Below are 23,712 nucleotides of genomic sequence, written 5' to 3' on the forward strand. Positions count from 1 at the left end.
CAATCATTCCGTCAGCCATGTGGCTGGCTGTATCGCTAGCCCCTAGATCGAGGCGCAATAGATCTTGTCGATATTACTGCCAAGAGCAGCGTTGAATTCGTCGTCCGACTGCTGCTTGGACAGACCTTCGGTCAACGCACGCGAGAAAGACGCGATCATCTTGCCGTTTTGGGCCAGTTTGGCGCATGCATCTTCCGTCGAATAGCCCCCCGACAAAGCCACAACACGCACAACGCGGGCGTGATCGGCGAGCGCGTCATAGAGGTTCGCCTCGGACGGGATTGTAAGCTTGAGCATCACGTCCTGGCCCTCGTCCAGAGTTTCCAGATTTTTCAGAATCTCAGCCTTCAAAATCTCCTCAGCTTCGGCCTTGGTTTCCGAGTGGATGTTGACCTCGGGTTCGACAATAGGGACCATGCCTGCTGCGATCACTTCGCGGGCAACCTGGAACTGCTGTGCCACAACGGCGGCGATACCTGTCGCGTTGGCCTCATGAATGACGGAACGCTCTTTGGTGCCGAACACACCTGTCGCCTTCGCCAGAGTGTCCGCCAGACCGGGGATCGGTTTCATCATCTGAACACCGTTTGCCTCGTCTTCCAAACCCTTGTCGATCTTCAGGAACGGCACGACACCCTTTTCCGACCAAATATAGTCAGCTACGGATTTGCCGTTGATCTGCTCGCCCAGAGTGCGTTCGAACAGGATCGCGCCGATCACCTTGGCCTTGTTAAAGTCGTCCGACAGGATAATGCGGGCGCGCATGTTCTGGATCTCGGCAAACATTTCTTCTTCGGATCCGTACTGCGCTGCATCAACGCCATAAAGCGCCAGCGCCTTTGGGGTCGAGCCGCCGCTCTGGTCGAGGGCCGCGATGAAACCCGCGCCGTTGGCCATCTGTTCGCGCTGTTCTGCCTTGGACATATCTCTTTCCCGTAAATTGATTCCACGTCCCGCCCCGCATACAGCAAGCGATTGCGGGATGGTAGATTGTTAGCGCCGGACAAGACGCAGCCAGATGCCGTCTTTTGACCGCACTGTCAGATGGGCGACTGGCACCGGGTCGCGGCCCTCGACCCGCTCCACGCGATAGGCCTGCAATATCATCGACAGGATCAATGGCCCTTCAACCATCGCAAAGCCCGCCCCGGTGCAAACACGGGCACCAGCGGAGAACGGCATATAGGCCTCTCGCTGGCATTTTTTTCCATTCTCGGTCGCCCATCGGGTCGGATCAAAACCGTCGGGGTTATCCCACAGCCTTTCATGCCGATGCAGATGCCATGGACTGAGCACGATTTGAGACCCCTTAGGCACGTCGCGATCCCTGAACCGTTCGGGGCAAGTGGCCTGCCGCACCATCATCGGCACGGGTGGATAAAGGCGTAGCGCCTCGCGGAACACATCCCGGCTGAGCTTGAGTTTGGACATGACCGAGAAATCTGGTGTATCCAACACCTGAGCTTCTGCTGACAGCTTCTCTTGCCAGTCCGGATAGAGCGCCATCAGGTAAAGCGTCCAGGCGAGCGCAGAGGCGCTGGTTTCATGCCCGGCAAGGAAAAAGATCGCCACCTGGTCAACCATCTCTTGCGTGCTGAACCGATCACCCGTCTTCGGGTCAGCGGTCGTCATGATCTTGGTCGCCAGATCATCGGGCGCAGATCCGTCTTTGATCTGCGCCATGCGTTCGGTTGTAAGCTGCGTGATCAGGTTGCGGATCGTCTTGGCGGTGGCCTTCGTCTTGCGCGAATGAAACCGGGGCATCCAGCGCGGCAACGGAATGAAGGCCGCGATGTTCAAGATAGGTTGTTCCCGCTGATAGGCGCGGAACTGGTGGAACACCTCGGCGGCCACCTCATGTTCGATCGGCAATGAAAAAAGCGTGCGAAAGATCACATCAGCGGCGGCGTGGCTGGTGATCTCTTCGATTTCGACAACTTGATCCACCTGCCCATGCATCCGGGCAACGCAAGCCTCGGCCGCCGCCCACATTGCCGGAAACGTGTCGCGCAGGCGTCCGCCTTCGAAGGCGGGGTCAATGATGCGACGTTGGCGCTTCCATGTGTCTCCGTTGGTCAAAAACACCGAGTCCCCCAACAGCGGACGCAGCCCCTCGCTTATCCGGCTGGATTTGGGAAAGTCGTCGGGACGCTGTTTCAGAACCTCATCCACCAATTCAGGTTGGTTCATCAGGAACGAGCGAAAGAACGGCGTTTTGAACTCGGCCATCCAGGCCCGGTATAGGCGCGCGGGTTGGGCCGACAGGATGTCTTGTCGAAACAGGCGCATGTAGCGGCCGAGCGAGACCTTGTCAGGCCGTGCGGGCGGTTTTGGCGGGATCATGCAGCGGCCACCGATGTGTATTTGGAAACGGCCGCGTCGATGCGCGATTTCGACGGGGCACGATCGCGGTACCGCTCGGCCAGTGTCAGAGGACCAGCCGTGATGCGGAAATAATCGTAGTCACCGGGACGGTCGAAGGCGCAAAGATACTGGAAATGCAGTCGGAAGAACCGCCAGCGCAATTCGGCCCACCGTTCAGGCGACAGGGTTTGTGTGAACGCCGCAGAGAAAACAAGCGGCCAGCGCTTCTCGTCTGTGGCCACACCGCTGACTGTCACTGGATCACAGAGCGCAAAGGCACAGCCATCGCCGGGGGCCGAGACATCGACCCATGCAAGCTCATCGCGGCTACATAGGTACTGTAAATCAGTGCGCAGTCGGGTGGCTTCTGGCAGGAATGACACCATAGGTACAACCTGCCCCAGCGACATAAACCCAAGTGCAGGCCCCTCTTCAGGCACCCGACCCTGCCGTATCAGATCGGCTAGAACCGAAACGCCCACATGCGCGCCTGAGGAATGCCCGACTACCAGCACCTCGTCGACATTGCTTTGCAGTGCCTCCGCCACCAACTCAGTGAATTCCGCGATCCGTGCTTCAAGCTCGGGCGGATTAGCCCCCTGCGATTGCGCCGAATAGGCATAATCATGCATCAAGTAATAGGCAAAGAACTTGCCATCCCGCGCCCGGAACCACCGCAGCAAGGCAATGCCCGCCGCAAGCCCTACAACACAGCCTGCAACCCGCAAGGCGAGCGACGGCAGAAAACCATCTAAAAGCAAGACAGCGCTCGCCACACCCCAGGCCAAAAGCCCCGCCAGCAGCAGTTGCAGCAGCAACATCCCAACCGGATAGAGCGCCGCTATCACAGGCCCCTTGCGAAGCTTCATCAGCCTCCATAACGCACCGGACATGATGTAGGTCCAAGCCGTGCGCGCCAGTTGCAGGTATGTGGCCGGAATGGTTGACGACATGCTGTCGCGCACGATGTCAGACCAGACCAGAACCTGGACATCCGCCGTGACTGCAACACCGTCCTGGGTTGAGGCGACATGCCAGCCGTAAGGGCCCTTGGTGGTCTTGGGCTTCAGGCCTATCTCATAACCCGAAATACCGGCCTGGGCCGTGCCTTCCTTGCGGTAGAGCTCGCGGTAGCGGCGCGGATGAATGGGGTCGTATCCGGGGATATAGAACACCCGGCGGCGACGCACCTGTTTCTGGGGCACTGGACTGCTCATGCTCTGACCTCTTTGGCAAAAGCATAACCTATCAATGTGGCAAGACTAGAGCATTTTGCGGGTTTACGCCCGCCCCATGGACCAACCGCCGAGCGGAGCGAGGCCTGGCCCAACGGGAGAAGGTTTTTCGCAAGAAAAATTGACGACGGGCGGGAGCACCCGGGATCTTAAGAACCGGAGTTAGCCCAACAAGGCCAGACCCGGGAAGGTTTCCAGCAACCACCAGCTGAACTGTGTGAAGGCTCCTGTCACCAGCATCACTCCAACAAGTAACAACAGACCACCCATCACCTTTTCGATGGTGCCCATGTGCGGTTTGATCTTGTTCATCACCCGCATCGAGCGGTTCAGGAACATCGCGGCCAACAGAAACGGGATACCAAGCCCTGCAGCATAGACGCCCAGCAACAACGTGCCGCGCGCTACCGATGCCTCGGACGCTGCCAGTGACAGGATCGCGCCCAACTGCGGCCCGATACAGGGTGTCCAGCCAAAGGCAAAGGCCAAACCCAGAACATAGGCGCCAAAGCTCGACCCGCCCGCTTCACCTGTCTCCATTCTCGCCTCGCGATCCAGGATCGAAATACGGAAGATGCCCAGGAAATGCAGACCAAACAGGATGACCACACCGCCCGATATCTTGGTGAACAACTCCTGGTTCTGCAGGACAAAGGCTCCAAAGGCCGACGCAGTGAACCCCAACAGCAAAAAGACGGTCGACAGACCCAGCACAAAAAACAGCGCCGCGATCGTCGCCTTGCGGCGCGCCCGCGCCTCGTCCTGCATCTCGTTGATCGTCACGCCGCTCATGTAGGCCAGATAGGGTGGCACGATGGGCAGGACGCAGGGTGACAGAAAGCTGATGACGCCGCCAAGCAGGGCCACCATCATGGCGGGAATCAGGCCCGCGTCTATGATCTCAATTCCGAACATGTTCCAGCACTTAAGCCATCCCTTGGCCTGCGTCACGGGGCCATCCAGTCACATCCTCGTGGTGATAGTGTGGACAGCCGTGATCAGGCGTCATATCTCAGGTGCATGACTGATGAAACCGATACGCTGGACGCTCTGGGATTGCTGTGCCCTCTGCCCGTTCTAAAAGCCCGCAAACGGCTTAAATCCATGCCCACTGGAGCGTTGTTGCGCCTTTTGGCTGATGACCCGGCCGCGATAATTGACGTACCTCATTTTTGCAATGAAAGCGGCCACCGGCTGGTGTCGCAATCTGAAACGGAAAGCCATCAGGTCTACGTGATCGAACGCAAGTAGTGCCTCACAGAAGTAGCGATAGGCTCTCAGATATCTGACTTTCACAAAAGTGAAGTTGCGTACACTTGGTTGCCGGGCGTATTTGCGCCTCTGGATGTGATCCACCTTCCAGCCATTGGGAAATGACCATGAAAACAGGTCATTTCCCAGCGAAACCTGGCTTCCTTCTAAACGCGCATGTTCGCCCCGTTTGCGTCATAGGCAGGCGCCCCAAGAACCTCGGCATCATACATTTCACCCAGAATCTCGACTTGCAGTGTCGTGCCAGGCTCCGCGTTTTCAGTAGACACATAGCCCATTGCCAACGATTGACCGACGCGGTGGCCGTAGCCCCCAGATGAAACATACCCCACAGCTACACCATTTTTCAGGATCGCCTCGTCGTTGGACACATCAATGCCGTCTACGTCGATCTTCATGGTTACAAGCCTTTGCTTTGTTCCTTCTGCCTTGGCTATTTCTGTTGCCTCTTTGCCTACAAAGTCCTTTTTCCAGTTGATGAATGCATCCATGCCACTTTCAACCGCATTGAAGTCCGGTCGAAACTCCAGCGTCCATACACCCCATCCCTTTTCCAGCCGCATCGACATCAACGCGCGGGCGCCATACCAGCAATAGCCCAGATCGGCCCCGGCCTCCTCGATGGCTTCAGCCAGCCGCAACAGGTATTGCGGTTTACAATAGATTTCATACCCGAGTTCGCCACTGAAACTGATCCGGTTCAAGATCACCGGTACACCAGCAACAAAAGTCTGTCGCAAGTCTCGGAACTTCATGGTTGTCACATCATCGCGCGTGATACGCTGGAGCAGTTCGCGCGACTTGGGACCGGACAGCGCAACACCATGCCATTCATCGCTTACGTTTGCGTAAGACACATCTTTGGGCAGATCGCGCTCGAACCAGCGACGGTGCGCTTCCTGCATGGCGCCAGACCCGAACAGGATAAAGTGATCCTCTGCAAGACAAGCTACTGTCAGATCGCCATACAGTTTTCCCTTGGGCGTCAACATTGGCGTCAGGGCCAGTCGCCCGGGTTTTGGAACATGGCCAGCAAGCACGCGATCCAAATAGGCTCGTGCGCCAGCACCTTTGAAATCATGTTTTGAGAAATTCGCAATTTCAATTCCGCCGACAGCATCCTGCACCGCTTTCACTTCGCGGGCTACAAACGCGTGAGAGCGATTGCGTTCAAAGGTCGGTTCTTCATGGGCGTCTTCGGGTCCGTCAGCAAACCAAAGCGCGTTCTCCAACCCAAACCCCTGCCCCATGCGTGCACCCCTGGAGACCAGACGGTCATAGAGAGCGGTAGTTTTTTGCATCCGACCCTTTGGCAGGGTTTCGTTCGGAAAAGTCATCACAAATCGCCGCTCGTAGTTCTCTGAAGACTTCACGGTGCCCCAATCCGGCGTTGCGAACTCTCCGAAGCGGGCAACATCCATGGCCCAAACGTCGATAGAGGGTTCTCCGTCCATCATCCATTCGGCCATAGTCAGGCCCACGCCACCACCTTGGCAGAACCCGGCCATGACCCCTACGGCAACCCAGTAGTTTTTCATACCAGGCACTGGTCCGATCATTGGATTACCGTCAGGGCCAAATGTGAAAGGACCATTGATCATGTCCTTGATCCCTGCCTGTCCAATGGTTGGGATGCGGTCGAATGACATTTCCAACCTATCCGCGATCCGATCTAGATCGGGTTGCAGCAACTCGTGACCAAAGTCCCACGGCGTCCCCTCAACCTTCCACGGTGTTGATTTTGGCTCATAGGTGCCGAGCAACATTCCCTGACGTTCCTGCCGGAAATAGATGTTAGCCTCGTAATCGATTCCCGCAGGCAAACGTCCATCCTCTCCAAGTGTTTCCATCCGGTCTCGGATCAAGGGGATGGTTTCGGTGATCAGATAATGGTGCTCCATCGGTTGTACAGGCAGATGGATACCGGACATATGCCCCACTTCCCGGGCCCAGAGACCGCCGCAATTTACCACCTGCTCGGCGTTGATCATCCCTTTGGGAGTGTGCAGGTCCCAAGACCCATCAGGTCGCTGCACCATCGAAGTCACGCCGCAATGCGTGAAATATTGCGCACCATGAACGCGCGCAGATTTTGCAAAGGCATATGTCGCGCCGGACGGATCCAGATCACCATCCTGATCATCCCAGAGCGCCGCGTAGTAATGCTTTGGATCAATAAGGGGGTGTCGCTCAGCCAATTCTTTGGGTGAGATGAACTCCTGCTGCAAGCCCATGTAGCGAGCTTTGGATCGCTCGCGCTTTAGGTAATCGTACCATTCCTTCGTCGAGGCAGCATAGAACCCGCCTGTAATGTGCAGGCCAACCGAATGGCCCGAGGTTTCTTCGATCTCCTTATAAAGATCGATTGTATAGCTTTGCAGACGTGAAATATTCGGGTCTGAACTGATAGTGTGTATCTGCCCCGCCGCGTGCCAACTCGACCCCGAAGTCAACTCATCGCGTTCCAACAGAACGACATCACTCCACCCAAACTTGGCAAGGTGAAACAGGATCGAACACCCCACGACGCCACCGCCGATAACAACGACTTTTGCGTGAGAGGGAAGCTGTTTGCCGCTGCTGGCATCATCAGTTTGAATTTCCGGCATTCTCAGTCTCCTTTAGTACCAGGCATCGGGCAGTTCTTCTTTGCGTTTCGCCACATAGGCGTGCAGCTCTTCGCGCGTGGATGCATCCATCGGCGGCTCTTGGTATTCCCTTAGAAGTTGCTGCACACGGGCGTTGGCGCGCTGTCGCATATCTAGGGAACCGCCTTCTTCCCAGCTCTCCACGTTTTCACTGTCGCTCAGCTTTGGCTCATAGAACGCTGTCTGATAGTTCCGCATCGTATGCGACGACCCAAGAAAGTGGCCGCCCGGATCAACCTCGTCATAGGAATCGCGAGCAAATTGTTCGTCAGACGTGTCCAATCCCTGGTCGAGAACTTTTTGGTAACCCCCAAGTCGATCCGCATCCATTACGAGTTTCTCAAAACCCGTACAGAGACCTCCCTCTAACCAACCGGCCGAATGAAGCACGAAGTTTGCCCCGGCCAACATGGTGGAATGCATCGAATCTGCACTTTCATAAGCTGCCTGGGCATCTTCGACCTTGGAAGCAGTCAGCGATCCGCCGCACCTAAGCGGCAGGCCCGCACGCCGCGCAAGTTGCCCGATCACATAATTCGAAATGACCGGCTCGGGCATCCCAAACGTGGGCGCGCCAGATTTGAGTGACATGGAAGACAAGAAGTTTCCAAGCACGAAAGGCGCCCCCGGGCGCAACAGTTGTACATAAGCGCAGACCATCATTGCCTCGGCCATGGCTTGAGCTACGGATGCCGCCGTGGAAACTGGGCCCATGGCCCCGGAAAGGATAAAGGGGACCACGACCAAACCCTGCCCCCTGAGCGAATAGACCCGGGCAGCTTCGGTTACCACTTTGTCGACCAGCATTGGCGAATTGGTGTTGACGTTGCCCATGATCACGCAATTCTTGTCCATGAGTTCCTTGCCAAAGACGATTTCAGCCATGTCGACGCTGTCTTGTGCCCGGCTCATTTCCGTGATGGCGCCAAGGTGCGGTTTGTCCGACAGGGTCATATGGGCCAGCAACATGTCCAGATGGCGTTTACTCACCGGTTCGTCGCATGGTTCACAAGTGACAAAACCGCCGTGGTGCAACCCGGGCAGCATGTAGGTGAGTCGCACGAGATCGCGAAACGCCTTCATATCCCCATAGCGACGGCCACCATCAAGATCACGCACGAATGGTGCCCCGTAAATCGGAGCAAACACTTGGTTTCGCCCTCCAATTCGGACGGAACGCTCGGGGTTGCGAGCAAGCTGGGTAAATTGGGATGGCGCTTTTGCACAAAGCGAGCGGATCCAATCAGCCGGGGCACGGACGATATCCCCTTCGATACTTGCGCCTTCGCGTTTCCATAGTTCCAGCGCAACCGGGTCATCGCGGAACGCAACGCCGACCTCTTGCATCAGCCAGTCAACCTGGTCTTCCAAGCGAACCATTTGTTCGTCATCCAGAGGATCAAAAAGGGAAGCGTTCGCTTGACGCAGGGTGAAGCCGGAGCTCCCTCAACGACATCACGGGACTGACGTTTTCGACTTCGTCTGGCCATGGAAACTCTCCCTTTGGTTTGGATAACTTCTATCAACCTCAGGAGCGCCTGTGACGCTTGAAAAAAGTAATCGTTAGGATAATTTCAAATTATGCAAAACCTTTGGCGACATCTTTCTTCCCCACGGCACCTGGTTGTTTTTGAAGCCGCTGCGCGCCTTGGTTCGTTCACCAGGGCCGCTAAAGAATTGAACGTGCAGCAGCCTGCGGTCAGCGCCTCGATCCGACAACTGGAAGAAAGCCTGGGCACTGCATTGTTCACACGGAAACACCGCAAGGTTTCACTTACGGTGGCAGGAGAAAGGCTTTTGACGGATGTAACGTTGGCGTTCGAGCATCTAGCGCAATCCGCCTCGGCCATCCGGCAACTCGCCCGACCGGAATACGTGACTCTGAGCGCGTCGACTGCATTTAATAACTATTGGATGATGCCGCGCCTTTCCGACCTAAAAACACAACATCCACACATCGACCTGAGATTACAATCAAGTGACCGCGAACCAGATATTGATACGGAGAACATAAGCTTGGCCGTTCGCCGTGGAACCGGTGACTGGTCAGGATGTGAAAGCGCGCTTATCGCCGAAGAAATCATCTATCCCGTGGCTGCCCCCCGGACAATGGCAGCGGCCCTTGGGTTACGAAGCCTACCCGGCCTCCTCCACCAAAGATTGATCCATCTAGAGGAACCCGTAAGGGAGCGCCCGACATGGCGTGACTGGTTCGCACAATTTGACATTCGTGACGCGGTGCCGAGCGAAGGTCTTCGGCTCAACGACTATGCTCTGGTTCTTCAGGCAGCAATGGCCGGAGAAGGATTTGCGTTTGGTTGGCACCACATTGCGGACAGGTTGGTCGAACAGGGTCTGCTGGCCGCGCGAACCGATTGGCAATGGCGATCAGGTAAGGGGTTTTATCTTGTTTGGTCGAGCAATCGCCAGTTGAGCCATCAAGCCCTGAACGTTCGAGATTGGATACTGTCGAATAAACCATAACCTAGATCACCCGCGTCGATGCAGCGGATGCTTCTGCACAGACAACTTGTGCTGTCGCTCAAAGAAAAAGCCCCCAAAGAATCCTTTGAGGGCTTTCTACTTTCAGCTTGTTAGATCAGGTGACCAACCGGGTCACACAATCCGATTGTTCCGGCGAAGTTAACTTCCCAAGGACCACCAGCCGCGTTTCTTGGGCTTTGGCGGCTCAGTAGGTTCAGGTGCAGAGGCTGGTACCTCAGCAACAGTTTCCAGCACCGGTTCAGGTTGAGTTTCTTCAACTTGCGCCTCCGGGACCTCATCTGCAACAGCCTTGGCGGGTTCTTCTTTCACGACTTCAGGTTCTTGAGGCACGTCTGGCGCAACAGTCTCTGCCAGTTGTTGTCCCTCAGAAGCACTGTCTTCGCTTTGCGCCTCGCTCGCATTCTCTGATGCGGGTTCCTCAGCAACTTCAACAGCCTCGACAGGAGCCTCAGTTTCCTGAACTGACGCGTCGACCTCTTTCGCATTGTCCGCACTGGCATCTTCGATCTGACCATCGGTTTCCTGTTGTTCAACAGCAACCTCGGGTTCGACTTTCTTGCGTGTACGGCGACGTTTGGGTTTGGCCTCTTTCTTAGGTTCTTCTTCGCCCACTGTGGCGACTTCACCTTCGGCCGCTTGAGCCTCGACACTTTCGGTCGTGGGCTCTTCTACTGACGCGTCATCAGCTTTCTTGCGGGTTCGACGACGGCGCTTAGGTTTTGGCGCTTCTTCAGCCGTTTCAGCTTCTGCGGGCTTTTCTACTTCACCCTGTTCGCCATCAGCAGAGATTTCACCTTCTTCAAGTGCAGAGTCCGCATCTTCCTGCTTGGACTCTTCCTCGTCGCTCTCTTCGCCCTCAGCTTGCTGTGTTTGCTCGCCGCCATTTCCACTCCGACGACGACGCCGACGACGGCGTTTGCGTTTGGGTTTGCTATCGTCAGTGTCTACGGCTTCCTGTGTTTCGATTTCGGCCTCAGCTTCATCAGATTCGTCAGCGTCAACCTGATCCATCAACGAGGTATCAACCGAAACCACAGGCGCCGTAGCCTCTGGCACCTTGCGAGTTGCCGTTTTGAACTTCTCTATCGAGAAATCAGGGCTGACCAGATGAACGTCGCCCTCAATCCGAATTGATAGGCCATATCGCGCTTCGATCTGAGCAATGTGCTCGCGTTTCTGGTTCATCAGGAAGTTTGCGATGCTCACCGGGCAACGAACCAAAACCTCGCGCGAGCGGCGGCGGGTGCCTTCCTCTTCGATCTGGCGCAGGATCGACAACGCCATGTTATCGTCCGAACGGATCAGACCAGTGCCGTGACAATGCGGGCAAGGTTGCGTCGTGGCCTCGATCATGCCCGGACGCAAACGCTGACGGCTCATCTCCATCAGGCCAAAGCCCGAGATGCGGCCCACCTGGATGCGCGCGCGGTCGGTCTTAAGCTTGTCCTTCATCCGCTTTTCAACGGCGGCGTTGTTTTTGCGCTCGTCCATATCGATGAAATCGATGACGATCAGACCGGCAAGGTCACGCAGACGCAGCTGGCGCGCCACTTCTTCGGCAGCTTCCAGATTGGTCTTGAGTGCCGTTTCCTCGATCGAGCCCTCTTTGGTGGCCCGGCCAGAGTTGACGTCGATGGCGACCAGAGCTTCGGTCACGCCGATGACGATGTAACCACCCGATTTCAGCTGCACGGTCGGGTTGAACATCCCCGCGAGGTAGCTTTCCACCTGATAGCGTGCGAACAGCGGCAGCGCGTCCTCGTACCGCTTCACGTTTTTGGCGTGAGACGGCATGATCATCTTCATGAAGTCCTTGGCGATGCGGTAGCCGCGTTCGCCCTCGACAAAGACCTCGTCAATCTCGCGGTTATACAAGTCGCGGATCGAGCGTTTGATCAGGTCGCCTTCTTCATAGATTTTGGCAGGCGCGATCGACTTGAGCGTAAGTTCACGGATCTGCTCCCACAAGCGTTGCAGGTATTCATAGTCGCGCTTGATCTCGGCTTTGGTGCGTTTGGCACCGGCCGTGCGTACAATCAGGCCCGCGCCGGTGGGCACGTCAATTTCAGCAGCGATTTCCTTCAGTTTCTTGCGGTCGGCGGCGTTGGTGATCTTGCGGCTGATGCCACCCCCACGTGCGGTGTTGGGCATCAAAACGCAGTAGCGGCTAAGCCAGCGACAGATATGTGGTCAGAGCTGCGCCCTTGTTGCCGCGCTCTTCTTTGACGACCTGCACCAACAGAACCTGACGGACCTTGATGACTTCCTGGATCTTGTAACGACGCGGGCGCGGTTTGCGCGGCGGACGGATATCGTCGCTGTCATCCTCATCCGCAACGGATTCGATGCTGTCATCTTTCGAGGTCGCGTCAGCCTTGGACTCGATCTCGTCTTCTTCTCCTTCGTCGTCCGACGCATCTTGCGACTCGTCCGACGCCTCAACAGTTGCGTCTTCCGGGTCTGCCGAAGAGCCGTCTTCGCTGTTGTTTTCAACAGTTTCTTCTGCGGCGGCCTCTTCGGGCTGCGCGTCAGCTGTTTCAGGAGTATCTTCTGCTTTGGGCGTTTCGACGCCCTCGGCGTTCTCTTCCTTGGCCTGAACTTCATCGGCTTCTTCAGCAGGCGCATCTTCGGTTGACGCTTCTACCTCGACCTCTGCATCTGCTTCATTAGCAGGTTCAGCCGCTTCTTCACCATCGGAAGCCACAGGTTCCTCGACAGGTGTATCCGCAACCCGTTCCATAGGGGAACTGCCTTCAAGCGGATCGGTGATTTGATCTTCACCATCATCGGTGAGATCAATGGTCTCCATACCGCTGATTTCGCTCTCGACCTCTTTGGTCTCCACCGCATCTTCGGACTTGACCCGAGCCGCCTTGGATTTTGATCGCGACCGAGATTTGCGTTTCGGCTTGGCCTCTTCTTCTTCGTCGCGCGCTTTCATTGCCTCGGCATAAGCACGTTCTTCTTCCATCAGGGCTTCGCGGTCTGCGACCGGGATTTGATAGTAGTCGGGATGGATTTCGGAAAAGGCCAAGAACCCATGGCGGTTGCCGCCATAGTCCACAAAGGCCGCCTGCAGCGACGGCTCGACCCGGGTTACCTTTGCGAGGTAGATATTGCCAGCAAGCTGGCGCTTGTTTTCGGATTCAAAATCGAACTCCTCGACCTTGTTTCCGTCGACCACCACAACCCGAGTTTCCTCGGCATGGGTGGCATCAATGAGCATCTTCTTTGCCATGTTACCTTGGTGCACCGCCGCAATCGCCCGTACCTGACCTGTCCTGGCGGTCCGGTGAGATTGGGGAGGTGTCTTGTAGGGGCGATAGAGAACGGCGCGCGGCAGGGTTTGGCCAATTGGCCCCCTGCCCGGTTTCTCGAAACTAGCGCGCGCGTCATCGCGGTTCTTCTCCGACAGGCGGGGTGTGTCCCTGCGCCTGCCCATTTATTCCTTTCGCCCGCATTGGAGCGAAGGCACTACAGCGCCCCTTTCAGGGCTCAATCGGTCTGTTGGATCCTTCGGCTTTGTGCCGTAGCAGATCAAACAGCGAGATCTCAGATTTGGGGCTTAGTACGCAGGATGTGCGCTGCCCGTCCCGCCAACATAAGGGCAGACCTGTGGAAAAGACAATAGGTCAATGTATCTTCACCAAGACATGACGGGATTTCACTCCGTTACACTCAACCCTTGATTGAAATCCGTAATGACTTCGCGCCCGGAAAAGAGTAGCGAACACCCAGTCTTACAGATAATCCGACCGTTGCAAACCGTATTTGGCCATCTTTTCGTTCAACGTGCGGCGTGGAAGGCAGAGCTCTTCCATCACGCTGGCAATCGAGCCTTTGTGGCGGCGCATAGTGTTGTCGATCAGCATGCGTTCGAAGGCCTCAACATATTCCTTGAGTGGCTTGCCCTCGGTCGTCATCACTGGCTGCATTTCTTCGTGGTCGGACATCAGTAGAGAAGCAATCGTTCCGGACCCTCGGCGGGCTTGCAGCACTGCGCGTTCGGCAATGTTGATCAGCTGGCGCACATTGCCCGGCCAAGGAGCCTGCAACAGTTGCGCGGCTTCTTGTGCCGACACCTGCGGCGCATCACAGCCATACTCATCGGCAAACTGCTCGCTGAGACGGGTAAAGAGCGACAGTATATCCTCTCCCCTCTGGCGTAGTGGGGGCATGGTAATCCGCAGTGCGGCCAAGCGATAGAACAGGTCCGGGCGCAAGGCATCTTCACATGTCCGACCCGCTTCCTGCAGATTTGAAATGGCAACAATACGGGTTTCGGCTGGCGTTCCCTGCTCATTGATCACGTTCAGAAGACGCGCTTGCAATGTATCGCTAAGCGCTTCGATGTCTTCCAAAACCAAAGTGCCCCCACGCGCCTCTTCGATGGCAGGAAGTTGCGTATCCTCTGGCAACATCGGACCAAAGAGGCGCTTGGCCAAGGCCTCTTCCTCCAAAGCACCGCAGGACACCAGTACAAATTTCTTGCCCGCCCGGCTGCCAACTGCGTGCAATGCATGGGCCACCAGAGTTTTACCGGTTCCGGTTTCGCCGTCGATCAATACGTGACCATCGGCCTGCCCCAGATCCAGAATATCTTCTTTCAACCGCTCCATCACCGGGCTGGCACCGATGAGCTTGTTCATCAATTGAGTACCATCACTCAACTCGCGTCGCAGTGCGCGATTGTCCATTGTCAGCCGTCGGGCGTTGGTGGCGCGTTTGGCAAGCTCGGACATACGGTCCGGGTTGAACGGTTTCTCCAGGAAGTCAAATGCCCCCACTCGCATCGCTTCGACCGCCATGGGAACATCGCCGTGCCCGGTGATCATGATCACCGGCAAAGTACTATCCGAACCCATCAGCTTTTTCAGGAACTGCATTCCATCCATGCCAGGCATCTTGATGTCCGAAATCACGATGCCCGGGTAATCCGGCCCCAAAACCTTGAGCGCTTCTTCGGCGCTGCCAAAGGTTTCGGTGTCATAGCCTGACAAAGCCAACCACTGGCTGATGGACTGACGCATATCCTGTTCGTCGTCGACAATCGCGATTTTCATGGCCTGTGCCATACTGGTACCTCGTCATTCCGCGGCCTCAAGGCCATCCTCTAAAATCGGCAGCTGCATTTCAAAGACCGCGCCGCCGTTTTGCCCGTTGCGCGCCGTCAGGCGCCCCCCAAGGTCGTTCACGATCCCGGACGAGATGGCAAGCCCCAGTCCCACCCCATCGCCCGGCTGTTTGGTGGTATAGAACGGCTCGAACAGGGCATCGAAATCCTCGATCCCCTGACCATTGTCGCGCACAGTCAGCGTCGCGGTTTCCCCTGCGGCCAGAATGATTTCCACCTCGGGGTCCCTTACTGATTTGGTGGCATCCAGTGCATTCCGCAAGAGGTTCACCATTACCTGCTCAATACGCAGTCTGTCGCCCATGACCTGCACCTGATCATCGGGCAGAATTTGAGTGATCTGTACCTGCCTCTGACGCAGCTGCGGTTCCATCATGGATAGGGACGAGGCCAGTGCATCGCCCATGTTTACAGGCGAAAGCGTCTCACCGCCCTTACGGGCATACGACTTGAGCTGCCGGGTGATCGCACCCATGCGTTCGATCAAACTGTCGATCCGTCCAAAGCTCGCCAGCGCCTCCTCGGGACGGTTGCGACGCAGCAACAGACGAGCACCTGCCAGATAAGTTTTCATTGCCGCCAGCGGCTGGTTCAACTCGTGGCTCACGGCTGCTGACATCTCGCCCAAAGCAGCGAGTTTTGAGCTTTGCGCAAGGCTCTGTTCGGCCACTTCCAGCGTCTTTTGCACCCGCTCCCGCTCAGCAATTTCCCGCTGTAGCCGCGCGTTCAATGCGCGAAGCTCTGCCGACTCGCGCTGGAACAGCGCCATGCGAACTGCTGTCTTACGACTGAGCGCATAGAAGGCCAGCGCCAGCAGAATCGCGAATCCCATGATTTCAAGCGCCAACACACCATTCACTCGCTCGCGGATCGAGGCGTAGGTGGTGAAAGACGTCATCTGCCACCCTCGGAAAGGAATACGGCTCTCCATTCGCATCACCGCCTCACCCTGCAGATAGGCGTCAGCTGGAAGCGCGGTCCAATCCGCTGTCACACGGATGGCGCGTTGAATGGCGCCCTGCGGGGTTTGCCGCTGCAAGGCTTCGGCCTCGTTCAAACCGCGCCAGCGAGGTTCGGTTGCCAAAATGATCGAGCCAGTGCTGTCGGTTACCATCACCGCATCGGAAATGCCTGACCAGGCGCGTTCAAACTTGGCCAGATCAACCTCTACCACGATAATGCCAAGAATTTCGGATCCATCTTCAAGTCGGCGCGCGTAGGTAAAACTATATCCGCCCGCCTCGCGTGGAATGACGGTAAAAACCGTTGCATTGGCTCGCATCGCATCTACAAAGTGCGGCTCGCCACGATGCGGTTCCCCAAGACGGTTCCGATCGGTGGCAGCCACTGTGCGCCCATCAGAATCCAACAGCATGAGAGACGCCGCCCCGATTTCCTCGACAAAGGAAATCAGGCGCTGGGTCGAACGGCTGAAGTCGTTGGACTGTAGCGCCGAAATCAAAGTTGGGTCTCGAGCCAGCAACTGAGGCACGATCGCATTACGGCGCAGTTCGCTAAGCAAGTTACCGGAATAAAGCGTCAATCGCAGTTCAGCCCGGTTGCGCGTGCTTTCAGTAAACCGGTCCGTCAGCAACCTGTTGGTGACCCAAACCGTGGCCGTTGCTACCACTAGCAAAACAACCAAAGCCAGCCGCACACGCCAGCTGATTGCCGAAGACCTGGGCCAAGCCAATGGAAGTTCCGTCGCTTTCCTAGAGGTGCTGCTCATGGCCCCACGCTACGCGCACGGGGCCATCTACTCAAGTCAGGCTGGCGTGAGCACGCCTGCCAATGCGCGGAAGAGCGCCGTTCCGTCGGTGCCGCCGTGGCCTTCATCCGCCGCCCGTTCCGGGTGAGGCATCATGCCAAGCACGCGGCGGTTTTCCGACAGGATGCCGGCGATGTCATCGCGCGAACCATTGGGGTTCTCGGTATAGGTGAACGCGATACGGTCCTGATCGCGCAGTGCGGCCAGCGTCTCGTCATCGGCAAAGTAGTTGCCGTCGTGGTGCGCGATAGGAATGCCGATCACATCGCCTGCGTTATACCCTTCGGTAAAGGCGCTGTTGCTGGTTTCCACTTTAAGGCCAATGGTTTTGCAGATGTACTTCAACCCCGCATTGCGCAGCAGCGCACCCGGCAGGATGCCGGTTTCGGTCAGCACTTGAAATCCGTTGCAAACGCCAAAGGCATAACCGCCACGCTCGGTATGCGCAGCAACGGCCTTGCAAATCGGCGATTGCGCGGCAATGGCGCCGCAGCGCAGGTAGTCGCCGTAGGAGAACCCGCCCGGTACGCCAACAATGTCCACCCCTTCGGGCAACGCGTTGTCCTTGTGCCAGACCATCGAGACATCAAATCCCGCCTGTTCAAACGCTACCGCCAGATCGCGGTCACAGTTCGAACCCGGGAAAACTACGACCGCTGCTTTCATCCCTGCATCTCGATGCTGTAGGATTCGATCACGGTGTTGGCCAGCAGCTTTTCGCACATGGCGGTTACATCCGCCTCGGTCGCGCCTGCGGCCAGATCCAAGTCGATCACCTTGCCCTGACGCACGCCTTCGACCTTGTCAAAGCCCATGGCACCCAATGCGTGGCGCACGGCCTCGCCCTGCGGGTCCAGAACCCCGTTCTTCAGCATTACATGCACCCGTGCTTTCATGTCGCGTCGTCCTTTGGCTCAGGTTCGAGAACCTTTGTCAGGCTTCATCTTGTTTTCGTGGTCTCAACCTCAACGAGGCGAGGAATTCAATTGATCAGCGTCGGTTTGGTGATCGAGGCCGGGTTGTTCGGCATCAGACCCAGACGGCGCGCGACCTCGGAATAGGCATCCGTCAGGCTGCCGAGATCGCGGCGAAACACGTCCTTGTCCAGTTTCTGGTTGGTTTCCATGTCCCACAGGCGGCAGCTGTCGGGGCTGATCTCGTCAGCAACCACCAGACGCTGGAAATCGCCGTCATAGATGCGGCCAATCTCGATTTTGAAATCGACCAACTTGATGCCGACGCCATACATAATGCCCGACATGAAATCGTTCACCCGCAGCGCCAGGCTCAGAATATCGTCCATGTCCTGCTGGCTGGCCCAACCAAAGGCGGCGATATGCTCTTCGGTGACAAGCGGATCGCCAAGGCTGTCGTCTTTGTAGCAATATTCTACGATCGGGCGCGGCAATTGCGTGCCTTCGTCAATGCCCAGACGCTTGGACATGGTCCCCGCGGCATAGTTGCGCACGATGACTTCCAACGGCACAATCTCACACGAGCGCACCAGCTGTTCACGCATATTGAGGCGTTTCAGGAAGTGCGTGGGAACACCCACCTGACCCAAGCCTACCATGAAATATTCGCTCAGCAGGTTGTTGAGTACGCCCTTGCCTTCGATCACGTCTTTCTTCTCGGCGTTGAAGGCGGTCGCGTCATCCTTGAAATACTGCACGATGGTGCCCGGTTCGGGGCCTTCGTACAGGGTCTTGGCTTTGCCTTCGTAGATCTTTTTGCGACGTGCCATGGGCAACCTTTCCAGGATGTGTGGGGAAATGAGTCCCCCCGCTTTGCCGCTCTCATAGTGCAAGCGCCGCAGTGTCGCAAGTTGGGTGCGCCCTCTTGCAGATATGATTGTCCGGCGTCATATGTTGATCAACGGTTTTACTGATAAAAGGGCCTAGCCAATGAGCACATTCGACGACCGCGAAAATGCGTTTGAAAACAAGTTCGCGCATGACGAGGAAATGCAATTCAAAGCTGTTGCGCGCCGCAACAAACTGGTGGGGCTTTGGGCCGCAGAGCTGATGGGCAAATCGGGCGACGACGCCGCAGAGTATGCCAAGAGCGTTGTTCTGGCCGATTTCGAAGAGGCCGACCACGAAGATGTGGTGCGCAAAGTCGAAGGTGACCTGAACGGGATCGCCGACGCGGATGCCATTCGCGCCAAAATGGCCGAACTGATGCCTGAAGCCAAAGAGCAGATCATGAATGAGGTCGGCTAAGCTGACTTGCTGATGGGCTCATGATCTTCATGAGTTTTATGAATTTGATTTGACACCCCGTTCATGAGAGACGGGGTGTCTGTATTTCCGGGCTATGAATCCGGCCCCTTCTTCTCAGGAACACGATCATGACCAATGCGTTCTCCGCCATGCTGGAAAGCCACGATGTCATCCTTGCCGATGGCGCAACCGGCACCAACCTGTTCAACATGGGACTGCAGTCAGGCGATGCGCCTGAACTGTGGAACGTGGATGAGCCTGCAAAAATCCGCGCGCTCTATCAGGGTTCAGTCGATGCCGGCAGCGACCTGTTTCTGACCAACACATTCGGTGGCACCGCCGCCCGCCTGAAACTGCACGACGCTCAAGGTCGCGTACGCGAGTTGAACCGCGCAGGTGCCGAATTGGGCCGCGAAGTGGCCGACAAAGCGGGCCGTAAGGTCATCGTCGCAGGGTCAGTCGGCCCAACCGGTGAAATCATGGAGCCCGTCGGGTCGCTGAGCCACGCCGCTGCTGTCGAGATGTTCCACGAACAGGCCGAGGGCCTGAAAGAGGGCGGCGTTGATGTTTTGTGGCTCGAGACGATCTCGGCTCCCGAAGAATACCGCGCCGCTGCCGAAGCCTTTGCAATGGCCGACATGCCTTGGGTTGGCACCATGAGCTTTGACACCGCAGGCCGTACCATGATGGGCGTGACCTCCGCCGATATGGTGCAGCTGGTCGAAAGCCTGCCAAACGCGCCGCTTGCCTTTGGCGCCAACTGCGGCACCGGCTCGTCGGACATTCTGCGCACCGTTCTGGGCTTTGCCGCCCAAGGGACAGAGCGTCCGATCATTTCCAAGGGCAATGCAGGCATACCCAAGTATGTCGACGGCCACATCCACTATGACGGCACGCCGGAACTGATGGGCGAATATGCGGTGATGGCGCGCAATTCTGGCGCCAAGATCATTGGCGGCTGCTGCGGTACCATGCCTGATCACCTGCGTTCGATGCGCAACGCTCTGGACACTACGCCACGTGGTGACCGCCCGACGCTGGACCAGATCACAGAAAAGCTTGGTGCGTTCACATCGGCCAGCGATGGCACCGGTGATGACGCTTCAGCCGCCCCCGAGCGCCGCAACCGTCGGCGTCGCCGCGCCTGAACGACAAAGGGAGCGTCCTGCGGCGCTCCCTCTTCTTCTCTCCGAAAATGTCCTAGGGTCTGGGGCAGAGCCCAAGTGCGCCCTCAGCGGCCTTCGAACTCGGCCGGACGTTTTTGCATGAAGGCAACGACACCTTCCTGAAAGTCCCGCGTGCGACCGCATTCGCCCTGCAAATGTGCTTCGCGGTTCAATTGATCCGGCAGGTTGTTATCATACGTCCCACGGACAGCTTTTTTGATCGCGCCGTATGCCGCCGTCGGACCTTTCGCCAAAGTCGCGGCGCGCTTGCGCCAATGTGCGTCAAAGGCATCGTCTGAAACAGCTTCCCAGATCATACCCCAGTCATCGGCCTGACGGGCACTGATCTTGTCGGCGAACAGAGCCGCCCCCATTGCCTTAGCCATGCCCATTTGACGCGGCATAAACCAGGTTCCGCCTGCGTCTGGCATCAGTCCGATGCGGGAAAATGCCTGCAAAAAATAAGCGCTTTCGGTGGCAATCACCACATCCGCGCACAGTGCCAGATTGGCCCCGGCCCCCGCCGCCGGGCCGTTCACGGCCGCGATCGTCGGCACCGGGCAATCATAGACCGCTTCAAGCATCGGGTTGTATTCGTCGCGCAGTGTCCGTTCCAAGTCGATCTTGCCGGATGAGCCTGCATCACCCAGATCCTGGCCCGTGCAAAACGCCCCGCCTGCCCCAGTCAACACGATGGCGCGCGAGGTCTTGGCGGCCTCGCGCATGGCATAGGTGATCTCGGCCCGCATCTGCGAGGTCAGCGAGTTCATCTTGTCCGGGCGATTGAGCGTCAGAACGGCCAGACCGTCCGTGATGTCGAGCGTGATGGTTTGGTATTCCATGACAAAGGCCTTCACATATGCAGGGTTTGACGCAGCCTGACCCAAGCGCGCGTCAGAGAAAAGGGGGACGGCGCGTCAATCGTCGAGAATTTCTTTCAGCCGCGCCTGCTCATCGTCGCTGAGTTTTTCCTCGGGAGTCGGCGCAGCCTGTGACCGTCCACGCAGATAGATGATCCCAACACCTGCAGCAACCATCAGCATGATTGGCCCAGCCGCCCACAACAGCCAGTTCGCCCCTGTCACCGTGGGCTTGAGCAGAACATACTCACCATAGCGATCGACAATGAACTCGATGGCCTCATCGTCGCTGTCCCCCGCCACCAGCCGTTCGCGCACCAGCAGGCGCAGATCCCGTGCCAGATCAGCGTTGCTCTCATCAATGCTTTCATTGCGACAAACCAGGCACCGCAACCCCTGGCTCAGGTCACGGGCGCGTTGCTCTAGCGCCGGGTCATCCAGAACTTCATCGGGCTCAACAGCCATCGCAGTAAGCGGGGCCATCAAACAGGCCAGCAAGGCAGCGCACAGGACAAGCATCCGGGTCATTCTGCAGGCACTCCACCTTCGGGTGCTTTGCGAGCTCCGGCCGCGACGCGAAAACGACGGTCCGACAGGCTGATGAAACCGCCAAGCGCCATCAGGATACAGCCGCCCCAGATCCAGTTGGCAAAGGGCTTGATATAGGTCCGCACGGTCCAGCCGCCATTGTTCTGCTGATCCCCTATCACGACATAAACATCCCTCATCAAACGATAATCGATCGCAGCTTCGGTGGTGGGCATCCGAGCCACGGGGTAATCTCGCTTCTCTGGTCGCAGAAGGGCGATTTCACGCCCGTCCTCTTCGAGGCGTACAAAGCCCATGGTAGAGATGTAGTTGGGCCCTGGAACACGCTCTACCATCTCAAGCGTCAAGGTGTACCCGCCGACGTCGAACGGCTCATTGAACTGCACCACACGGATGTCTTCTTTTTCCCATGCGGTCAGCCCGGCAACGGCAAAGATTGTGATCCCAAGCCCCGCATGTGCTACAGCCTTGCCCCAATCCGCCCGCGGCAGGCGAACTAGCCGCCCCAGTCGGCCCTTGCGGCCCGTACGGCCCCATAAGTCCATAACCGCACCTGAGACCACCCAAGCACCAAGGAACAAGCCAGCCGGGCCAAGGGCGCTCTGCCCGGTTTGCATTGCCCAGACGAGCAGCGCCAGGGCCACCGACAGAACAAAGGCATAGCGCAACGACCAAGCCGTTCGCCCCAGTCGCCCGCGTTTCCACGGCAGCATCGAGCCGATCGGCAAGGCCAGTCCCAGAAGCACCATGAAGGGCGTGAAAGCAGCGTTGAAAAACGGTGGTCCAACCGACAGCTTCCGATCGAAGAACATCTCGGCCACAATCGGCCACATGGTGCCAAAGAACACCACGAAACAGCTGACTGCCAGTAGGATGTTGTTCACAATCAACGCGCTTTCCCGGCTGACGATGCCAAACACACCTTTGGCTTCCATCTCTTGCGCACGAGCCGCAAAGAGCGTCAGCGCCCCGCCGGTAAAGAAGGCCAGAATGATCAGGATGAACACACCACGTTCTGGGTCGTTGGCAAAGGCATGGACCGAAGTCAGCAGGCCCGAGCGAACGATAAAGGTGCCAATCAACGAGAACCCAAACGCCAGGATGGCCAGCAGGATGGTCCAGCTTTTTAACGCTTCTCGCTTTTCAACAACGATGGCGGAATGCAGCAAGGCGGCGGCCAGAAGCCAAGGCATGAATGACGCGTTTTCAACCGGATCCCAGAACCAGAACCCGCCCCAGCCAAGCTCGTAATAAGCCCACCACGACCCAAGCGCGATGCCGATGGTCAGGAATACCCACGCAGCTAATGTCCATGGGCGCACCCAGCGGCCCCACGCGGCGTCAACGCGGCCTTCGATCAACGCGGCCACAGCGAAGGAAAACGACATGCTCAATCCGACGTAGCCCAGATAGAGGAACGGTGGATGGAACGCCAAGCCGGGGTCTTGGAGCAGCGGGTTCAGGTCCTGCCCGTCAAAGGGCGGTACCGCCATGCGCAGGAACGGGTTCGATGTGAACAGAATGAAAGCAAAAAACGCCACGGCGATAGCTGATTGCACGCTGAGCACCCGGGCCCGCAGACCGGGCGGCAAGTTGCCGCCGAACCAGGCCGCCATGGCGCCAAACAAGGTGACGATCAACACCCACAAGAGCATTGACCCCTCGTGGTTTCCCCAAGTGCCGCTGATTTTGTACAGCATTGGTTTGGCTGAATGGCTATTCAGGACCACCAGTCGTAACGAGAAATCCGAGGTGACAAAGGCCCACGTCAGTGCCGCAAAGGCAAAGGCTGTCAGCAGAAACTGCACGTTTGCTGCAGGCTCGGCCACGGCCATCCAGCCAGACCAGCGTTTCTGTGCACCCACCATGGGCACAATCATTTGAACAATTGCGACCATGAAGGCCAGGATAAGGGCGAAGTGACCGAGCTCTGTAATCATGCTCAAATGTATAGACCGACCAAGGGGGCGGTCCAATCGCATTCGTGCG

General features: G+C 57.4%; 18 protein-coding genes and 1 pseudogene. 4 read left to right on the plus strand and 15 right to left on the minus strand.

Annotated features, from left to right (window positions below):
- Positions 1–42: 42 nt before the first annotated feature.
- The 4 genes from ACZ1HE_RS12125 to ACZ1HE_RS12140 form a co-directional block, all read right to left on the minus strand.
- On the minus strand, positions 43–924 hold the full coding sequence (locus ACZ1HE_RS12125; protein ID WP_472621105.1) for a fructose bisphosphate aldolase: 882 nt from the start codon (positions 922–924) through the stop codon (positions 43–45).
- A gap of 69 nt (positions 925–993) precedes the next feature.
- On the minus strand, positions 994–2,343 hold the full coding sequence (locus ACZ1HE_RS12130; RefSeq protein WP_472621107.1) for a cytochrome P450: 1,350 nt from the start codon (positions 2,341–2,343) through the stop codon (positions 994–996).
- Positions 2,340–3,581, minus strand: coding sequence for a hypothetical protein (locus ACZ1HE_RS12135; RefSeq protein WP_472621109.1), 1,242 nt, complete (start codon positions 3,579–3,581; stop codon positions 2,340–2,342). Before ACZ1HE_RS12135 ends, ACZ1HE_RS12130 begins: the two co-directional genes overlap by 4 nt.
- A gap of 180 nt (positions 3,582–3,761) precedes the next feature.
- The gene (locus ACZ1HE_RS12140) at positions 3,762–4,514 is read right to left on the minus strand and encodes a cytochrome c biogenesis CcdA family protein (protein WP_472624457.1); all 753 of its coding nucleotides are present in this window, start codon (positions 4,512–4,514) and stop codon (positions 3,762–3,764) included.
- A 105-nt stretch (positions 4,515–4,619) separates the two neighbouring features.
- Here ACZ1HE_RS12140 and ACZ1HE_RS12145 point away from each other — a divergent pair, with 105 nt between their 5' ends.
- The gene (locus ACZ1HE_RS12145; RefSeq protein WP_472621111.1) at positions 4,620–4,850 is read left to right on the plus strand and encodes a sulfurtransferase TusA family protein; all 231 of its coding nucleotides are present in this window, start codon (positions 4,620–4,622) and stop codon (positions 4,848–4,850) included.
- Between the two features lie 167 nt (positions 4,851–5,017).
- Here ACZ1HE_RS12145 and ACZ1HE_RS12150 read toward each other — a convergent pair whose 3' ends face one another.
- Complete coding sequence (locus ACZ1HE_RS12150; RefSeq protein WP_472621113.1) at positions 5,018–7,480, minus strand: GcvT family protein; 2,463 nt, start codon at positions 7,478–7,480, stop codon at positions 5,018–5,020.
- Positions 7,481–7,492: 12 nt separating this feature from the next.
- Positions 7,493–8,890, minus strand: coding sequence for a trimethylamine methyltransferase family protein (locus ACZ1HE_RS12155; RefSeq protein WP_472621115.1), 1,398 nt, complete (start codon positions 8,888–8,890; stop codon positions 7,493–7,495).
- A gap of 210 nt (positions 8,891–9,100) precedes the next feature.
- On the opposite strand from ACZ1HE_RS12155, the gene ACZ1HE_RS12160 reads away from it, so the two are divergent.
- Positions 9,101–10,003: a LysR substrate-binding domain-containing protein gene (locus tag ACZ1HE_RS12160; protein WP_472621117.1), complete on the plus strand. Its 903-nt coding sequence runs from the start codon at positions 9,101–9,103 to the stop codon at positions 10,001–10,003.
- A gap of 159 nt (positions 10,004–10,162) precedes the next feature.
- Here ACZ1HE_RS12160 and ACZ1HE_RS12165 read toward each other — a convergent pair.
- From ACZ1HE_RS12165 to purC, 6 genes and pseudogenes are all read right to left on the minus strand, one after another.
- A pseudogene (locus ACZ1HE_RS12165) lies at positions 10,163–13,262 on the minus strand (Rne/Rng family ribonuclease).
- 502 nt (positions 13,263–13,764) lie between these two features.
- Positions 13,765–15,099: a sigma-54-dependent transcriptional regulator gene (locus ACZ1HE_RS12170; protein ID WP_472621119.1), complete on the minus strand. Its 1,335-nt coding sequence runs from the start codon at positions 15,097–15,099 to the stop codon at positions 13,765–13,767.
- A 12-nt stretch (positions 15,100–15,111) separates the two neighbouring features.
- Positions 15,112–16,887, minus strand: coding sequence for a sensor histidine kinase (locus tag ACZ1HE_RS12175; RefSeq protein WP_472621121.1), 1,776 nt, complete (start codon positions 16,885–16,887; stop codon positions 15,112–15,114).
- 36 nt (positions 16,888–16,923) lie between these two features.
- Positions 16,924–17,592, minus strand: coding sequence for a phosphoribosylformylglycinamidine synthase subunit PurQ (gene purQ / locus ACZ1HE_RS12180; protein WP_472621123.1), 669 nt, complete (start codon positions 17,590–17,592; stop codon positions 16,924–16,926).
- Complete coding sequence (gene purS / locus ACZ1HE_RS12185; protein WP_085795522.1) at positions 17,589–17,822, minus strand: phosphoribosylformylglycinamidine synthase subunit PurS; 234 nt, start codon at positions 17,820–17,822, stop codon at positions 17,589–17,591. Before purS ends, purQ begins: the two co-directional genes overlap by 4 nt.
- 86 nt (positions 17,823–17,908) lie before the next feature.
- Positions 17,909–18,670, minus strand: a complete 762-nt coding sequence (gene purC / locus ACZ1HE_RS12190; protein WP_472621125.1) for a phosphoribosylaminoimidazolesuccinocarboxamide synthase — start codon at positions 18,668–18,670, stop codon at positions 17,909–17,911.
- A gap of 160 nt (positions 18,671–18,830) precedes the next feature.
- Here purC and ACZ1HE_RS12195 point away from each other — a divergent pair, with 160 nt between their 5' ends.
- The gene (locus ACZ1HE_RS12195; protein WP_472621127.1) at positions 18,831–19,148 is read left to right on the plus strand and encodes a DUF1476 domain-containing protein; all 318 of its coding nucleotides are present in this window, start codon (positions 18,831–18,833) and stop codon (positions 19,146–19,148) included.
- A gap of 128 nt (positions 19,149–19,276) precedes the next feature.
- Positions 19,277–20,296, plus strand: a complete 1,020-nt coding sequence (gene bmt / locus ACZ1HE_RS12200) for a betaine--homocysteine S-methyltransferase (protein ID WP_472621129.1) — start codon at positions 19,277–19,279, stop codon at positions 20,294–20,296.
- A gap of 83 nt (positions 20,297–20,379) precedes the next feature.
- Here the strand turns inward: bmt and ACZ1HE_RS12205 are convergent, their stop codons facing one another.
- The 3 genes from ACZ1HE_RS12205 to ACZ1HE_RS12215 all read right to left on the minus strand — a co-directional run bounded on the left by ACZ1HE_RS12205 (position 20,380) and on the right by ACZ1HE_RS12215 (position 23,663).
- Positions 20,380–21,156 carry an enoyl-CoA hydratase-related protein gene (locus ACZ1HE_RS12205; RefSeq protein WP_472621131.1) on the minus strand — a complete coding sequence of 259 codons (777 nt, stop codon included), beginning with the start codon at positions 21,154–21,156 and terminating at the stop codon, positions 20,380–20,382.
- Positions 21,157–21,231: 75 nt separating this feature from the next.
- Complete coding sequence (locus ACZ1HE_RS12210) at positions 21,232–21,693, minus strand: cytochrome c-type biogenesis protein (protein ID WP_472624459.1); 462 nt, start codon at positions 21,691–21,693, stop codon at positions 21,232–21,234.
- Positions 21,694–21,698: 5 nt separating this feature from the next.
- The gene (locus tag ACZ1HE_RS12215) at positions 21,699–23,663 is read right to left on the minus strand and encodes a heme lyase CcmF/NrfE family subunit (protein WP_472621133.1); all 1,965 of its coding nucleotides are present in this window, start codon (positions 23,661–23,663) and stop codon (positions 21,699–21,701) included.
- Positions 23,664–23,712 lie beyond the last annotated feature (49 nt).

It is taken from the genome of Falsiruegeria sp. JB4-1, from assembly GCF_055693495.1.

Excerpts from the sequence above, each read along its gene's own strand:
- ACZ1HE_RS12125 (WP_472621105.1), bottom strand. The coding sequence starts at position 924 with ATGTCCAAGGCAGAACAGCGCGAACAGATGGCCAACGGCGCGGGTTTC.
- ACZ1HE_RS12130 (WP_472621107.1), bottom strand. The coding sequence starts at position 2,343 with ATGATCCCGCCAAAACCGCCCGCACGGCCTGACAAGGTCTCGCTCGGC.
- ACZ1HE_RS12135 (WP_472621109.1), bottom strand. The coding sequence starts at position 3,581 with ATGAGCAGTCCAGTGCCCCAGAAACAGGTGCGTCGCCGCCGGGTGTTC.
- ACZ1HE_RS12140 (WP_472624457.1), bottom strand. The coding sequence starts at position 4,514 with ATGTTCGGAATTGAGATCATAGACGCGGGCCTGATTCCCGCCATGATG.
- ACZ1HE_RS12145 (WP_472621111.1), top strand. The coding sequence starts at position 4,620 with ATGACTGATGAAACCGATACGCTGGACGCTCTGGGATTGCTGTGCCCT.
- ACZ1HE_RS12150 (WP_472621113.1), bottom strand. The coding sequence starts at position 7,480 with ATGCCGGAAATTCAAACTGATGATGCCAGCAGCGGCAAACAGCTTCCC.
- ACZ1HE_RS12160 (WP_472621117.1), top strand. The coding sequence starts at position 9,101 with ATGCAAAACCTTTGGCGACATCTTTCTTCCCCACGGCACCTGGTTGTT.
- ACZ1HE_RS12170 (WP_472621119.1), bottom strand. The coding sequence starts at position 15,099 with ATGGCACAGGCCATGAAAATCGCGATTGTCGACGACGAACAGGATATG.
- ACZ1HE_RS12175 (WP_472621121.1), bottom strand. The coding sequence starts at position 16,887 with ATGAGCAGCACCTCTAGGAAAGCGACGGAACTTCCATTGGCTTGGCCC.
- purQ (WP_472621123.1), bottom strand. The coding sequence starts at position 17,592 with ATGAAAGCAGCGGTCGTAGTTTTCCCGGGTTCGAACTGTGACCGCGAT.
- purS (WP_085795522.1), bottom strand. The coding sequence starts at position 17,822 with ATGAAAGCACGGGTGCATGTAATGCTGAAGAACGGGGTTCTGGACCCG.
- purC (WP_472621125.1), bottom strand. The coding sequence starts at position 18,670 with ATGGCACGTCGCAAAAAGATCTACGAAGGCAAAGCCAAGACCCTGTAC.
- ACZ1HE_RS12195 (WP_472621127.1), top strand. The coding sequence starts at position 18,831 with ATGAGCACATTCGACGACCGCGAAAATGCGTTTGAAAACAAGTTCGCG.
- bmt (WP_472621129.1), top strand. The coding sequence starts at position 19,277 with ATGACCAATGCGTTCTCCGCCATGCTGGAAAGCCACGATGTCATCCTT.
- ACZ1HE_RS12205 (WP_472621131.1), bottom strand. The coding sequence starts at position 21,156 with ATGGAATACCAAACCATCACGCTCGACATCACGGACGGTCTGGCCGTT.
- ACZ1HE_RS12210 (WP_472624459.1), bottom strand. The coding sequence starts at position 21,693 with ATGCTTGTCCTGTGCGCTGCCTTGCTGGCCTGTTTGATGGCCCCGCTT.
- ACZ1HE_RS12215 (WP_472621133.1), bottom strand. The coding sequence starts at position 23,663 with ATGATTACAGAGCTCGGTCACTTCGCCCTTATCCTGGCCTTCATGGTC.